This window comes from Pseudomonas sp. YQ_6, assembly GCF_043103245.1.
Lineage (GTDB): Bacteria > Pseudomonadota > Gammaproteobacteria > Pseudomonadales > Pseudomonadaceae > Aquipseudomonas > Aquipseudomonas alloputida.
Genome location: NZ_JBICJR010000018.1, coordinates 1 through 15,738, shown reverse-complemented (window position 1 = coordinate 15,738; position 15,738 = coordinate 1). Strand labels below are relative to the sequence as shown.

The 15,738-nt window shown below is 59.7% G+C and carries 9 protein-coding genes and 1 rRNA gene; 6 read left to right on the top strand and 4 right to left on the bottom strand.

Going from position 1 to position 15,738, the window contains the following annotated elements; genetic code table 11:
* A partial coding sequence (locus ACF8FG_RS05645; protein ID WP_392518631.1) for a retention module-containing protein occupies positions 1–3,094 on the bottom strand: 3,094 nt, incomplete at its 3' end.
* A 993-nt stretch (positions 3,095–4,087) separates the two neighbouring features.
* Here ACF8FG_RS05645 and ACF8FG_RS05640 point away from each other — a divergent pair.
* Positions 4,088–6,244, top strand: coding sequence for a type I secretion system permease/ATPase (locus ACF8FG_RS05640; protein ID WP_003256004.1), 2,157 nt, complete (start codon positions 4,088–4,090; stop codon positions 6,242–6,244).
* Between the two features lie 7 nt (positions 6,245–6,251).
* On the top strand, positions 6,252–7,610 hold the full coding sequence (locus ACF8FG_RS05635; RefSeq protein WP_172830945.1) for an HlyD family type I secretion periplasmic adaptor subunit: 1,359 nt from the start codon (positions 6,252–6,254) through the stop codon (positions 7,608–7,610).
* Positions 7,611–7,736: 126 nt separating this feature from the next.
* Here the strand turns inward: ACF8FG_RS05635 and lapD are convergent, their stop codons facing one another.
* Together lapD and lapG are read right to left on the bottom strand one after the other, a co-directional pair.
* Positions 7,737–9,683, bottom strand: a complete 1,947-nt coding sequence (lapD, locus tag ACF8FG_RS05630) for a cyclic di-GMP receptor LapD (protein WP_318081775.1) — start codon at positions 9,681–9,683, stop codon at positions 7,737–7,739.
* A 10-nt stretch (positions 9,684–9,693) separates the two neighbouring features.
* Complete coding sequence (gene lapG / locus ACF8FG_RS05625; protein ID WP_392518630.1) at positions 9,694–10,455, bottom strand: cysteine protease LapG; 762 nt, start codon at positions 10,453–10,455, stop codon at positions 9,694–9,696.
* Between the two features lie 202 nt (positions 10,456–10,657).
* Here lapG and ACF8FG_RS05620 point away from each other — a divergent pair, with 202 nt between their 5' ends.
* The 4 genes from ACF8FG_RS05620 (at position 10,658) to ACF8FG_RS05605 (ending at position 15,498) form a co-directional block, all read left to right on the top strand.
* Entirely contained in the window at positions 10,658–11,347 is a 690-nt protein-coding gene (locus ACF8FG_RS05620; protein WP_014589286.1) for a GntR family transcriptional regulator, read from the top strand.
* 106 nt (positions 11,348–11,453) lie between these two features.
* A complete protein-coding gene (locus ACF8FG_RS05615; RefSeq protein WP_014589285.1) occupies positions 11,454–11,957 on the top strand; it encodes a sigma-70 family RNA polymerase sigma factor in 504 nt (167 codons plus the stop codon).
* A 4-nt stretch (positions 11,958–11,961) separates the two neighbouring features.
* Positions 11,962–12,918 (top strand): FecR family protein, encoded by a 957-nt coding sequence (locus ACF8FG_RS05610; protein WP_135199448.1) that lies wholly within the window; start codon positions 11,962–11,964, stop codon positions 12,916–12,918.
* A gap of 165 nt (positions 12,919–13,083) precedes the next feature.
* The gene (locus ACF8FG_RS05605) at positions 13,084–15,498 is read left to right on the top strand and encodes a TonB-dependent siderophore receptor (RefSeq protein ID WP_041166814.1); all 2,415 of its coding nucleotides are present in this window, start codon (positions 13,084–13,086) and stop codon (positions 15,496–15,498) included.
* 66 nt (positions 15,499–15,564) lie between these two features.
* Here ACF8FG_RS05605 and rrf read toward each other — a convergent pair.
* Positions 15,565–15,680: ribosomal RNA gene (gene rrf / locus ACF8FG_RS05600) — 5S ribosomal RNA — on the bottom strand.
* Between the last annotated feature and the right edge of the window lie 58 nt (positions 15,681–15,738).

Here is a 15,738-nt window from a genome sequence, read left to right as displayed (position 1 = left end):
GGGTCACGACCAGGTCGTGAGCCAGCGGCTGGTTGACGTGCACGGTGAAGGTTGGCTTGACGTTCTCAGCCACCGAGGTCTGGTCGGCGGTGATGGTGACCTTGACCAGGTCGCCTTCGTTGCCTGGAGTGCCTGGCTCGTCAGTGACGGTAGTGCTGACCGGGGTCTTGTCCAGGTTCAGGTTTTCGAACTTCCACGCATCAGCGCCGCTGACGGCGTCGATGGCATTGACCACCGGCTGGTTAGTGCCGACATAGACGTTGTCCGGGGCAGTTGCAGTCGCCGAACCGGTGGTGCTGTTGGCTGCCACGACGACGGTGGTGCCGTCGGTCAGCTTGAAGTACAGCTCCGAGTGGTTGTTGATCGGCAGACCGTCTTTGTTGGTCAGCGTGATGGTGTAAGTGATCTCACCGCCTTCGGTCACCGAAGGGGTGGCGGTCAGTTTGGCCACCACTTCACTGATAGTGTCCGAGATCTCAACGGTAGCCGGGCCACCCAAGGCCAGCTTCTCGAAGGTGGCACCCGGAACTGTAGCGTCGGTAACACTGAGCGTGATGGAGCCTGCATCAAGATAGACGTCATCGCCCTGAACCGAGGTCTTGTACTCGACTTCGGTCTTACCGGCTTCGATCGTCACGGTGTCGCCGTTCGACAGGGTTACGGTCAACGGACGGTCCAGCGCCTGGCTCACTTTCACAGTAAAGGAAGGTTGCTGGTCTTCGGTCACATTGCCATTGCTGACAATGCTTACGGTGACGGCATCGATGCTGTCATTGATGACCGTCGAGGCCGGCGTCGGGTTCGGGGTCAGCTGCTCGAAGTTGCCGCCCGTGGCGTTCTCGATGGTGACGCTGACGGTCGAGCCGTTGTTATAGACGTCATTGGCCGGGGTCTGGAAATCAACGCTGCCCTGGGTTTTACCCGCTTCAACGGTGATGGTCTGGCCGTTGGACAGGGTCACGGTTACCGGCGTCTGAGCAGGGTTGCTCAGGGTCACGGTGTAAGTGATCACGCCGCCTTCGGTTACGCTTGGCGAGGCGGTCAGGGTCGCGGTGGTGGTGTCGACCGAGTCGTTGATCGTGGTCTGAGCCGGCGTCGGGTTCGGGGTCAGTTGCTCGAAATTACCGCCAGTGGCGTTCTCGATGGTGACGCTGACGGTCGAACCGTTGTTGTAGACGTCATTGCCCGGGGTCTGGAATTCAACGCTGCCCTGGGTTTTACCCGCTTCAACGGTGATGGTCTGGCCGTTGGACAGGGTAACCGTTACCGGCGTCTGAGCAGGGTTGCTCAGGGTCACGGTGTAGGTGATCACGCCGCCTTCGGTGACTGACGGGCTCGCCGTCAGGGTCGCGGTGGTGGCGTCGACCGAGTCGTTGATCGTGGTCTGAGCCGGCGTCGGGTTCGGGGTCAGTTGCTCGAAATTACCGCCAGCGGCGTTCTCGATGGTGACGCTGACGGTCGAACCGTTGTTGTAGACGTCATTGGCCGGGGTCTGGAAATCAACGCTGCCCTGGGTTTTGCCGGCTTCAACGGTGATGGTCTGGCCGTTGGACAGGGTCACGGTTACCGGCGTCTGAGCAGGGTTGCTCAGGGTCACGGTGTAGGTGATCACGCCGCCTTCGGTGACCGACGGGCTCGCCGTCAGGGTCGCGGTGGTGGTGTCGACCGAGTCGTTGATCGTGGTCTGAGCCGGCGTCGGGTTCGGGGTCAGTTGCTCGAAGTTGCCGCCCGTGGCGTTCTCGATAGTGACGCTGACGGTCGAGCCGTTGTTATAGACGTCATTGGCCGGGGTCTGGAAATCAACGCTGCCCTGGGTTTTACCCGCTTCAACGGTGATGGTCTGGCCGTTGGACAGGGTAACCGTTACCGGCGTCTGAGCAGGGTTGCTCAGGGTCACGGTGTAAGTGATCACGCCGCCTTCGGTTACGCTTGGCGAGGCGGTCAGGGTCGCGGTGGTGGCGTCGACCGAGTCGTTGATCGTGGTCTGAGCCGGCGTCGGGTTCGGGGTCAGTTGCTCGAAATTACCGCCAGTGGCGTTCTCGATAGTGACGCTGACGGTCGAACCGTTGTTGTAGACGTCATTGGCCGGGGTCTGGAAGTTGACGCTGCCCTGGGTTTTACCCGCTTCAACGGTGATGGTCTGGCCGTTGGACAGGGTCACGGTTACCGGCGTCTGGGCAGGATTGCTCAGGGTCACGGTGTAAGTGATCACGCCGCCTTCGGTCACGCTTGGCGAGGCGGTCAGGGTCGCAGTGGTGGTGTCGATTGTATCGGTCACCTGGGTAACCGCTGGCGTTTGCGGCAATGTCACCGTCAGCCCACCACCTCCGGTACTACCTGTCACGGTGGCCGAAATCTGGCCCCCGTCGATGTAGGGTGTGTCGTTTGCCGGAACTGCGACGTTGACGCTACCACTTGTCTGCCCAGCCGGAATTACGATCACGGCACCGTTGGACAGAGTAAGTACCAGGTTGGTGGTCGGCGCCTGACCAACGGTGGCGGTATAAACGATTACGCCACCCGCTTCACTGATGGAAGGGGTTGCGCCAAGCGTCAGCTCAGTAGCGACGGTGGTATCCGTCGGTGTGGTCACCAGGTTGTTGCCGTTAGTGTCCAGCAGGCCCACTTCTTCGTTATCGGGTACGCCCGCAAAGCCCAGCCCGTCAGTCGGGAAGCCAACCGTCGGGTCAACTCGGCCAGCCGTCTCTTCGAGCATCACGAAGCTGTGGCCACCGCCGAGCGCACCACCACCTGCTGATGACGGGCCAGCGGCGGTAGCTTCAAGCTCAGTAGTCGGGTCAACACCAGCAGCAATTGCCTGCTGCAGCTCTTCCACCGAAGGCGCGGCCTGGGCTGCCGCCTGGCTCAGGTCGGTGCTACTGTCAGGCGCATCGGCACTCCATTGGCTGTCACGTCCAAGATCGAGCAGTCGGCCATCAGCCAGCTCCAAAGTAACTGCACCGCCAGGACCGGTGAGCACTTCCTCACCGGCCAACAGGCGGTCACCTTCGATAAGTACACGCCGGATGCCCTCTGGGGATACCGCAATAACCTGGCCGACAATGCTTTTGACGATGGCTACAACGCTGCTCATTGGACTCTCCGTGTGACCCGATGGGGTACTTCCCTGCCAGAGCGGCGCTTGCTAGCCACTTCAGGCGGAACTATGTAGATGATCTCTTGACGTTTTTGACGTCAATATTCCGTCTATAACTTTTTGGAATTGCCTGACTGCCAAACTATTGACCTTATACATGCCATCCTAAACAATCGGCAATGTAATGTCACATTGATATTTGTACCTTAGCCAAGCGTTTCCGGAGGACAAATGTCTTACATCATCAAAAAGGTGTTAAGCCATCAGTCCTAGCACTTTTTCATACAGCTCAGCAGCCGTAAATCATGCGGCGCGACCGACTTACTCGGCAATGTCAGCGTTACTGGCGTCAATATCCAGATCACTGTCAATCGCCCGGACACTGATTGCCAAATAAGCACAAACCTTGCCGGAATGCGGCCAGGCAGAGGTCGATAGCCAGCCAGAGCCGGGGCGCTTGCTCACTCGAGGCCCACCAGGCTTTCAACGCTGCGCGAGTCACAAGCAGCTATGTGTCGCAAATCAAAGAGATGACGTACGAGTGCGTGAATAATGGTATCCCGATCATTGAAAATCGCTTGCGGATATTGAATGCAAGAATGCAAGGATCCGCGCTCTATAGATGAATTCTGACTAACAAGCCACAGATATGCGCCAACAAACCAGCGCCTGTTTACTGACAGTGACTAAGCTGGAACCCAAAGCCCTTGCATGCCTTGGCTGAGTGGCAGGCTATGCTGCAACAAGCCGGATGATGGCTGGATCAAAAATGAAACAATCATTGCCCCGCTAAGTCTGGTGAAAATGAAGCACGTAGAATTGTTTACTCAACACCGATTCAAGGCGAACATTGGCCAGCTGCTCCAGCACCAGGGCGTGATAACCCTTATCAGCACAGCTTTGCAGCACCAAAGAGAGCCAGGGTGAGCCGGCCGGACCTTAACGACGGCACACCCACCCCACCCACCACAAGGATGAAGAGAGCGCCGCGTGGAATCCGAAGTCAGTCGAGTCCAACTCAGCCACGATCCACGCAGTCAGCATGACGATCCCCTGCTGGATAGTCTGCTGAGCCTGTGTGTCCTGCACCAGAAGCCCGCCAGCCGGGTCATGCTGACAACAGGCCTACCGCTACCCGCCCAGCGCCTGAGCCCTGAACTGCTGCCGCGCGCTGCGGCCCGGGCTGGCCTGCAGGGGCGCCTGCTTCAGCGAAAGCTGGAGCAGATCCCGAGTATCGCCATGCCGGCCATGCTGCTGCTCAAGGAGGGCCGCAGCGCCGTCCTGCTCGGCTGGGAGAACGATGACACCGCGCGCCTGCTACTCAGCGAGAGCGACGGTGGCGAGGTGCATGTCAGCCGCGAAGCACTGCTAAGCGACTACAGCGGCCGCGTGTTCTTCGCGCAGCCGCAGCACAAGTTCGATGTCAACCATGGCAACCTCATCCCACGAGCGAAGTCGTGGTTCCGCGACACCCTGCTGCGCAGCAAGTGGTTGTATATCGACGCCATCGCCGCCAGCCTGGTGATCAACCTGATCGCCTTGGCCGCGCCGCTGTTCGTGATGAACGTGTATGACCGGGTGGTGCCAAACCAGGCCACCTCGACGCTCTGGGTACTGGCCATCGGTATCGCCGGCGCGTATATCTTCGACCTGATCCTCAAAGGCCTTCGCGGCCTGTGCCTGGACCTGGCCGGCAAGAAGACCGACCTGATCATCTCGGCAACGCTGTTTGAACGTATTGTCGGCATGTCGATGAAGTACCGGCCGGCGCGGGTCGGCAGCTTTGCCCAGAACATTCACGAGTTCCAGGGCTTGCGCGACTTCCTCGCCTCGCTGACCCTGACCAGCCTGATCGACCTGCCCTTTACCATCCTGATTTTGATTGTCATCGCCATCATTGGCGGGCATCTGGTGTGGATACCGATCATCGCCTTCCCGCTGGCTCTGGGCATCGGCTACGCCCTGCAACGGCCACTGATGGCGACCATGGAGCGGACCATGGCTTTGGCATCAGAGCGCCAGTCCAGCCTGATCGAAACCCTCGCCGGCCTGGATGCGGTAAAGGTCAATAACGCCGAAAGCGAACGCCAGTACATGTGGGAGCAAACCCTCGGCACCCTGAGTCGGCTGGAGCTGCGGGTGAAGGTGCTGTCGAGCCTGGCGATGAACATCACCCTGCTGATCCAGCAACTGGCCGGCGTCGCAATGATCTGCGTGGGCGTGTATCTGATCATCGATGGCAACCTCAGCATGGGCGGCCTGGTGGCCTGCTACATGCTCAGCGGCCGCGCCCTCGGCCCGCTGGGCCAGCTCAATGGCCTGCTGGCCCGCTACCAGCAAGCCAAGGTGACCATGGTCTCCACCGACCACATGATGGATCTGCCGCAAGAGCGCAACTTCGAAGAACGCCCGCTGAGCCGCAAGGTGCTGCAGGGCAGCGTCGAGTTCCGCGGGGTCGACTTCACTTATCCAAACCAGCAGAACCTGGCCCTGAAGAATATCAACCTGACCATCCGCCCTGGCGAGAAGGTAGGCATCATCGGCCGCAGCGGCTCCGGCAAGAGCTCGCTGGCCAAGCTCATCGTCGGCCTGTACGAGGCCGATGGCGGCTCGCTGCTGGTCGATGGCGTCGACATTCGCCAGATCGATGTCAGCGAACTGCGCCACAACATCGGCTACGTCCCCCAGGACATCCAGCTGCTGGCCGGAACCTTGCGTGACAACCTGGTCAGCGGCGCCCGCTACATCGAGGACGAATTGATCCTGCAGGCCGCTGAACTGGCGGGCGTACATGAATTCGCCCGGCTGCACCCCGACGGCTACGAGCTGCAAGTGGGTGAACGCGGGCAGAACCTGTCCGGCGGCCAGCGGCAGAACGTCGCCTTGGGCCGTGCGCTGCTGCTCAACCCGCAGATCCTGCTGCTGGACGAGCCGACCAGCGCCATGGACAACACCGGTGAAGAACGCCTCAAGCAGCGCCTGCAAGCGGTGGTGGAGGGCAAGACGGTACTGCTGGTCACGCACCGTGCGTCGTTGCTGTCGCTGGTAGACCGGCTGATCGTGATCGATCGCGGGCAGATTGTCGCCGACGGCCCGAAAGCCGCGGTCATGGATGCACTGAAGAAGGGGCAGATCAGTGTTGCATAAGCTGGATATGGGGCAGTTCAAGGACGGCCTGCGGCGCTATTTCAAAGGCAGCGACTCGCTTGGCGGCCAGCCGCTGCCCGAGGTAAACAAGGCCCTGATCGAAGATGCGCCGCGCGTGGTGCGGCTGACCATCTGGGGCGTGATCCTGTTCTTCGTGTTCTTGATTGTATGGGCCAGCGTTGCGCCCATCGACGAAGTTACGCGGGGTGAAGGAAAGGCCATTCCGTCTTCCAAGGTGCAGAAGATTCAGAACCTGGAGGGCGGCATCGTCGCCGAAATCTTCGCCAAGGAGGGGCAGATCGTCGAAGTGGGCCAGCCATTGCTGCGCCTGGATGAAACCCGCTTCGCCTCCAACGTTGGTGAAACCGAGGCTGACCGCCTTGCCATGGCCCTGCGGGTCGAACGTTTGAGTGCCGAGGTAGAGGACCGCCCGCTGATTATCGACGAAAAGCTGCGTAAAGCCGCGCCAAACCAGGCGGCCAGTGAAGAGTCGCTGTACCAGAGCCGGCGCCAGCAACTTCAGGACGAAATTGGCGGCCTGCAGCAGCAGTTGGTCCAACGCCAGCAGGAGCTGCGGGAATACAGCTCCAAACGCACCCAGTACGCCAACAGCCTTGAGCTGCTGCGCAAGGAAATCAGCATGTCCGAACCGCTGGTGGCAACCGGCGCGATTTCCCAGGTTGAAGTACTGCGCCTGCGCCGTGCTGAAGTGGAAAACCGCGGTCAGCTGGATTCCACTGCGCTGGCGATCCCGCGCGCAGAGGCGGCGATCCGCGAGGTGCAAAGCAAGATCGAAGAGACGCGTGGCAAGTTCCGAAGTGAAGCGCTGACCCAGCTGAACGAGGCGCGCACCGAACTGAACAAGGCTACCGCCACCAGCAAGGCGCTGGACGACCGGGTGCACCGCACACTGGTCACTTCGCCCGTGCGCGGTATCGTCAAGCAACTGCTGGTGAACACCATTGGCGGGGTAATCCAGCCAGGCAGCGATATCATCGAAGTCGTGCCGCTGGACGACACGCTGGTCATCGAGGCGAAAATATTGCCCAAAGACATCGCCTTCCTGCACCCCGGCCAGGAAGCGACGGTCAAGTTCACCGCGTATGACTACACCATCTACGGTGGGCTAAAGGCCAAGCTGGAGCAGATTGGCGCCGACACCATTACCGATGAAGACAAGAAGACTACGTATTACCTGATCAAGCTGCGCACTGATCGCAGCCACCTGGGGACTGACGAGAAGCCACTGCTGATCATTCCGGGGATGGTGGCGACGGTGGACATCATGACAGGCAAGAAAACCATCATGAGCTACCTGCTCAAGCCGATCATGAAGGCGCGCTCGGAGGCGCTGCGCGAGCGGTGATAGCCAACCTGCTGGTTTCGTCATTGCTGTAGGAGCGGCCCTGTACATCGCTGCGTAAATCCTGGGGCCGCTACGCGGCCCTTTGGCGGCTCTAGGCCGTTTCTGCAGCGGCGCGCGAGAGGCCAATCAGCGCCAAGGCGCAGGCTCACCCACCAGTTGCCCCTGAATCCCGCCCACTCCCATCTCCAGCAACACCAACCGCTCCCCTTCCGTCTCGACTCGCTCGGCAATCAGTGGCAGGTCGATGCTATGCGCCGCACGCTGGATCGCTTCGATGAACAGCCGCTTGTGCTGCTCATGATCGATGTTGCGGATGTAACTGCCGTCAATCTTCAGGTACGCCAGGCCCAAGTGCGCCAGGTTGCCAATCATGCTGAAGCGCCCACCGAAGCGTTGTAAAGCCAACCCAAAGCCAAGCCCATGCAGGCGACGGGTGAGTTGCTCCAATGCGGCCTGCTCAGGCAACTGCTCCTCGCCAATTTCAAAAACCAGCCGCGGGCCAAGCGCCGCATTCTGACTCAGCAGCTCGAAAATGCGCTGAAGGGTCTTGGGGTCGGCCAGGGTGGCGGCGGACAGGTTCAACGCCAGCACCTGGTCATGCCCTCGCAGGTGCGCCAACACTTTCTCCAGCACCAGCACATCCAGCCGCGGCATCCAGCCGAAGCGCTCCAGCCAAGGCAGGAAGCGGCCCGCCGGCAAGGCCTCGCCGTGGCCATCGCGCAAACGCGAAATAACTTTGTGGTGCAGTACCCGTTGCGAGGAAGCGCACTCCATCACTGGCTGGAAGAACAGCTCGAAATGCCCATTGATGAACGCTTGGTCGAGCCGTTCGTGCCAGGCATGCTGGCTATCCGCAGCAACCGCAGCAACACCTTGCTCAAGGCATACCCACCCCGGCGTTGGCTGATTCTCAGCGCGGGCCAGAGCCTCGTCGGCGAGCTTCAGCAACGCCTGTGGTGAATCACCAGGGCTGAATGGTGCCAGGCCTATACAAGCCACCGGGTCGATATCACTGGCCCCCGTTTCGTGCAGGCTTTGCAATGTTGCCTCCAGAGCCTGGGCAAGGTGTACTGCCTCCTCATGCACCATGCCCGGTGCCAGCACTGCAAACTCGCCGCCGCGGCTGCGGGAAATGAGGTCGTTGGTTTCCGGGTAGCTGGCACAAGTACGACGCAGCTGTTCACCTACCGCTTGCAGCAACTGGTCTGTACGCTGGCCACCAAGGCGGGCGTTCAGGCCAGCCAGGCCCTGAACCCGCAGCAACAGCAGGTAGCCGGCGCGCGCGTCTTCCAGGTTGCTTACCCGATTGTTCAGCTGCATTTCGAAATAGCGTCGGTTCGACAGCCCGGTCAGGCTGTCCTGGTAGGACTCCGCACGCAGCCGCTCACTGCGCTCGGCTTGCTCGGTGAACAGGGCTTTGAGCTTCTCGACCATCTGATTCATCGCTTGCACCACACGGCGAAGCTCCGGCGTGCGTGGCAACTCTGGCAGGCTGAGGAATTCGCGGCGAGCAATAGCGTGGGATTGCTCGACCATGTAGTCCAGCGGCCTCAACTGGCGGCGCAACAGCAAAGCACCGAGCACTGCACTGGCCGCACCGCACAACAGCAACCAACCCAGGCTGCCCAAGGCGCTTTGCCAAAGCTTGGCAATGGCGAACATCGGGTGGCTGATCACTTCAACGCGCGCGGCCTGCTGCCAGCCACGACTGACGATTGCATCGCCGCCGGCGGCCTCGAGGCCGATCAGGCGCACAAACCAAAGCGGCACACCGCCAGGGTCTGGCTCGGCCTGACGCTCCACCAGCACGGCGTTGGAACCCAGGTCGACGACCTTGATGCTTGCATAGTAACCACTGTCGAAAATCGAGCTGACCATCAGCTCGACCATCGCTGGGTCGTCGATATTCGGCGTCAGAGAAAGCGCCAGCGCGGTGGCCGCATCCTGGGCGTGCGAGCGCAGTTGGTTGACGTACTGGCTGCGCGAGCTTTCCAGGCTGACCATGAAACTGCCACTGAAGGCGACCACCAGGAACAGGCAAATGGCCAACAGCAATTGTTTGAACAGTGACATCTGTGCTCCTTCAGTAAACCGGCTCGGCCGGGAACCCTTCGGCCTGCATTTTCTTCAACAAATCCTGCCAGCGTGACAGCCGTTTGGTATCACCAACCTTCTTGTTCCCTGCGGCGCCCGTCAGCCACAACCCCTCGCCATTGAAGGCGTACACCGGCAGCAAGTCGCTACGCTGGCTTGCCGGCTTTATGGCATCCATCAGACTGTCCAGCACCAAAGGCTGGGCCTGTGGGCTTGAATAATAGGTCAGGACCATGTGTGCCCGGTTCTGCCGCAGCGCCTTGACGTAGGTGATGCGCAGTTTTTCGCTGGGGATTCCCATGCGCCGTAGACTGAAATATTTGGCGATGGCGTAATCCTCGCAGTCCCCTGCACCTTTGATCAGTGCCTGCACAGGTGTGGCCCAGTAGTCGACCTCATGCCACAGATCGATATCCTCGACATAACGCAATTGCTGGTTGAAGAAGCGGTTGACCACTTGCAACCGTTCAAGCTCGGTACCCTGCTTCTGCGTGGCCATCAGGCTCTGCCAGGCATCGATGCGACCCTGCCTGGCACCTAGTGGGCCGTACAGAGCCTGCGACTTGCGGCTGATCTGGGAGAAATCCCAATCCGCGTGCAAGCCGCTCAGCAGAAGACTGCCCAGCAGCGCGGCAAAGCCGACATATCGCACTACGGTTTTGAGCAACCAGGATATCGCCACTGCGAAGCCCTGTTCAGACCAGTCGAAAGCAGCGATGGTGGGGCTTGCCACCGCAAAAGACAATGGCACCCTGCAATCACGCACCCGGCTGTCAGCCCGCCTATACTTTCTGCTTACATCTTTCTATAGGCAGCTTCCTTTGACGTGCGACTTCCTCCACCATAGCCGCGCTTTTGGGGCGCCCGTCCAGGGTGGGTGCAGGTTTGACACCCTCTCAAGCTGTTACTAGTGTCATTGGATCCAATATAGTCATCGTTGAGGCAGGCGTCGCGTGGCCAAGAAAATCAAATTGAGCAATGTGCTGGCCAGCGAGCAGTTGTTGCCGCACCAGGCCCGTGGCGTGATCGAAGAACGTCTGCGCAGCGCCATTCTCGATGGTCGCTTGCCCCCTGGTACTGCGGTTCGCCAACAAGAGCTCGCCACCTTGTACGGCGTTAGCCGCATGCCCGTGCGCGAAGCCCTGCGCCAGCTCGAAGCGCAGTCCCTGCTGAAGGTGGAGATGCATAAGGGTGCCGTCGTTGCACCGCTGATCGGCGAGGATGCAGTGGACACCTATGCCCTTCGCGTATTGCTCGAGAGCGAGGCGCTGCGCCAGTCTATCCCGCTGCTTGATGCCAGCGACATCGCCAGCGCCCGCGGGTATATCCAGCAACTGGAGAATGAGACCAGCCATACTGAAATTGGCCGTCTCAACCGCCTGCTCCACATGGCGCTGTACAGCAAAGCGCCGAACAAGAAACTACTGCGCCTTATCGAGAACGAATTGAACGAGGAAGAACGTTTCTTGCGTTTCCATCTTTCGTCCATGGGCCTGGGCAAGCTCACTCAGGACGATCACAACGCACTGGTAGATGCAGCCAGCGACAAGCTGGTGGACGAAGCGGTAGCGGTGCTGGAACGGCACCTCAATGGCGGGGCACGGGTGATCCGCAACTACCTGGATACGCAATTGGGGCATTAGCCCATTACCGGCTTTACGCGGTAACTGATGGGTTGCAAATTAATCTTGCTCCGCCAACAATGAGACTAATTATCATTAACGTCCATTGATGCCGGCGCCCTCCTCCATGCCCAGCAACGATTCCGTGCAAACGCTCTACAGTGACCACCACGGCTGGTTGCATACCTGGCTGCGTAGCAAGCTCGGCAACGCAGCCGATGCGGCTGACCTCGCCCAGGATACCTTCGTCCGCCTGCTACAGCGTCGTGAACAATTGCAGCTGAATGCTCCCAGGGCCTTCCTGCGCACGGTAGCGCGTGGGTTGGTGATCGATCATTGGCGCCGCGAGGAACTGCACAGGGCTTACCTGGAGGCCTTGGCCCATGTGCCGGAAGCACTGGTCCCCTCAGTCGAGACCCGCGAGCTGCTGCTGGAATTGCTTGAGCGTATTGCGCGCATGCTCGACGGTCTCAAACCCAAGGTACGCCGCGCATTCCTGCTGGCTCAATGCGAGGGGCTGAAGCATCAGGCCATCGCCGAACAGATGGGGATCTCCGTGCGCACCGTTGAGCGCTACATCGCCGATGCGCTCTATCACTGCTACGTGCTGCGCTATGAAGACGACTGCTGAATCCATGACCGTCGCACGCCCTGATACAAAAACGGTCAGGCAGGCCATTCAGTGGATGCTGCGGCTGCGTGAAAGCGGACACGATCCGGCTTTGCAACAACAGTGCGAGCAATGGCGCAGCACCCACCACGAAAACGAACAGGCCTGGCAGCGTGTAGTTCACCTTCATCAGGACCTCGACCTGCGCGCTATCCCCGGTGCCGGGCTGGCATTGCAGACACTGGAAACCAGCCAGCAGCGCCTGCGCCGTCGGCAGGCACTGAAGCTGCTTGGTGGCGTTGTCATGGCAGGGTCGGCGAGCTGGCTGGCCAAAGACCTCAATACTGTGAGTGCCTGGGCGTCAGACTATGCCACCGGCACGGGCGAGCGACGCGTCTTCACCCTGCCCGATGGCTCGATGATGCAACTCAATACCTGCAGTGCCGTGGACCTGGCCTTCCATGATCAACGGCGCCTGGTCCGCCTGAAGCATGGGGAATTGATGATCAACTGCAACCCTCGGCATCCCCTGCTGGTACAAACCCGCGACGCGCTGCTTGAAGGCTTCGAAGGACGCTTTGTGGCCTATCAGGATAGCGACTGCACACGTGTCAGCGTCAGCCACGGCAAAGTGGCGATACACCGGCCTGGTACTGGCCAACTTCAGTGGATCGAAAGTGGCCAGAATTGGCGCCTGGATGCTCAAGGTGCGCACAGGCTCGCCCACATGGATATGGATGCTATGGCCTGGACTGAAGGGTTGATCGTCACCCAGGACATGCGCCTCTCCAACTTCCTCGCGCAGGTCAGCCGCTATCGCCATGGTTACCTGAGCTGCAGCAATGATATTGCCGACCTGCGCCTGTCGGGGGTGTTCCGCCTTGAAGACCCGGAACAACTGCTTCGGCTGCTACCGCAGACGTTGCCCGTACAACTTCGTCGACGTACACGCTGGTGGGTGCATGTAGAGAGCATGACCTGATAAGGCGTTATCGATTTCTGGCGGGTTTTGAATCCAGGTCCGGCTAGGACAGTAAGCAACACTTTCTGCCCTCGACACTTTAACGGACCCTTCATGTCTATCAACCCGGTGTTAACCCACACATTCAGCCCGAATGATTTTCGTCCAGTCCTGCAATCAGCTCACTTGCGCCATGCCATCCGGGCTGTTCTGTTTGGTACCGCCCTGGGCCTGGCAACTGTTCCGCAACTTTCCGTTGCGGCCGACACAGCCGAAGTGAGCCAACACTATGCAATACCAGCTGGCCAACTGACCGACGTGCTCAACAAGATCGCTCGTCAGGCCGGCATCACCCTATCGAGCACCCCTCAGCTGACCGATGGCCTGCACTCCAACGGACTGCAGGGGCAGTACACAACCGATCAGGCGCTGCGCCAGTTGCTAAATGGCAGCGGACTGGAAGCCGTCAGCCAGGGGGGAAGTAACTATGTGCTGCAGGCACAGCGTCAGAACGCCGCCCTGGCATTGCCAGACACAGACATCCGTAGTTTCTCCCTCGGCAACGCACTGGGCAGCATGGAGGGTTACAACGCCACGCACAGCCAGGTGGCGACCAAGACCAGCATGCCCTTGGTGGAGACATCCCAATCAGTCTCGGTAGTTACTCGCCAGCAAATGGACGATCAGGGCTCTCAGACCGTTGCCCAAGCCATGCGCTACACGCCTGGAGTACTGACCAACCCGTACGGTGCCACTCATCGCTATGACTATGTAGCCATGCGCGGCTTCAACGACGGTTCGGTGGACAACATCTACGTCGATGGGCTCAAGTCAATGGGAGACAACGGCACCTACAGCACGATGCAGGTAGACCCCTACTTCCTTGAGCGCATCGACATTCTCAAGGGACCGTCTTCGGTACTGTACGGGCGAAGCTCGCCGGGTGGCCTGGTAGCCCTGACCACCAAGAAGCCACTCTTTGCCCCTTACCATCAGGTTCAGGCCACGGTGGGTACTCAGGGCCAGCGCGGCGTGGGCTTTGACTTCAGTGGTCCTGTGGATGACGACCAACGCATTGCGTATCGCCTGACGGGTTTGGCGGATGCTTCCGAAACTCAGTTCGACCATAACAAGGAAGAACGTTACGCAATCGCCCCTGCTATCAGTGTCGACTTCACCGAAGACACCTCACTCACGCTGCAGGCCTATTTGCAGCACGACCCTGACGGTGGGTACCACGGCGGCAACCCTGCAGACGGCATGCTGCACAAACGCAACGGTTTGCGCCTTTCAGACCATTTCTTCGAAGGCGAGCCGAGCATCGACAACTATGAGCGCACGCAGCAATCCTTCAGCTACCAGTTTGAGCACCGCTTCAATGATGTGTTCACCGCGCGGCAGAACTTTCGCTATCAGGATTCCGACGTGTCGATGGACCAGGTGTACTCCGCCGGCTGGGCAGATGTGGACAGCAATATGCTAAACCGCGCCTATACCGGCGGCGACGAGCGCCTGCATTCATACATCATTGATAACATGCTGCAGGCAGAGTTTTTTACTGGGGCCGCCAAGCACACCTTGCTCTTGGGGGCTGACTACCAGCGGCGCAAAGCCGACGTGACATGGCGTTATGGCACCGTCGACCCGCTGGATGCCGGCAATCCACAGTACGGCAATGGCAACCTTCAGGTACTGGGCGAGAACCGCTACCAGCGCCGTTTGCAACAAACGGGTGTGTACCTGCAGGATCTGGTGGAGCTGGACCAGTGGCGCTTTTCCTTGGGACTGCGCCAGGACTGGGTGAGGGTGTCCGAAGAGAACCGTGACAGCGACAGCAAGGTCAGTGATCAACGCTCCAGGTTCACCTCCCGGGCAGGAGTGCTCTACCTGTTCGAGAACGGCATTGCGCCCTACATCAGCTACTCGGAGTCGTTCAACCCAAACACCGTGTCCGACCAACAAGGCCGGCCGCTGGCACCGACGGAGGGCACTCAGTGGGAAGCCGGTATCAAATATCAGCCACCTGGGAGCGACAGCCTGTTCACCGCATCGGTGTTCCGCATCGAGCAGGAGAATTTGGCGTCTAAACAGCCTGACGAAGACTTCTACCGCCCTGTCGGTGAAGTCCGCTCGCAAGGGCTGGAGCTAGAAGCCCATGTGCAACTGACCGACAGCCTCAAACTGCTGGGTGGCTATACCTTCACCGATATCGAGTATTCGAAGTCAATGCCGAGCCTTGTGTCGGGCAACTTGGACAACAAGGGTAATTCGCCGACTCAGGCGCCGAAACAGATGCTCTCGCTGTGGGCCGACTATAACTTCCGCCAGGGGGCACTGGATGGCCTGCGGCTGGGCGGTGGGGTGCGATATGTGGGGTACAGCTGGGTGGATGCGGAAAACAGCATGAAGGTGCCTTCCTACACCCTGTTCGACGCCTCGATCGGCTATGACTTGGGCAAGGTCGGTCTGACGGGTGTGGATGTGCGCTTAAACGCCAACAACCTTACCAATGAAAGCTACATTACCTCATGTGCCAGCCTGAACTACTGCTACATGGGTGAAGAGCGCAATGTAAGCGCTACGGTCAGCTATCAGTTCTAACCGATATTGAAACCCGTGAAAGACAAAGCCCCTGTCTGCATCGCAGACAGGGGCTTTGGGTTTGAATCTTGACGATGACCTACTCTCACATGGGGAAACCCCACACTACCATCGGCGATGCATCGTTTCACTGCTGAGTTCGGGATGGGATCAGGTGGTTCCAATGCTCTATGGTCGTCAAGAAATTCTGTGTGCTGGCCCGTCACTAGGACGCGCCTGCGAATCTCTGTAGTTCCTACT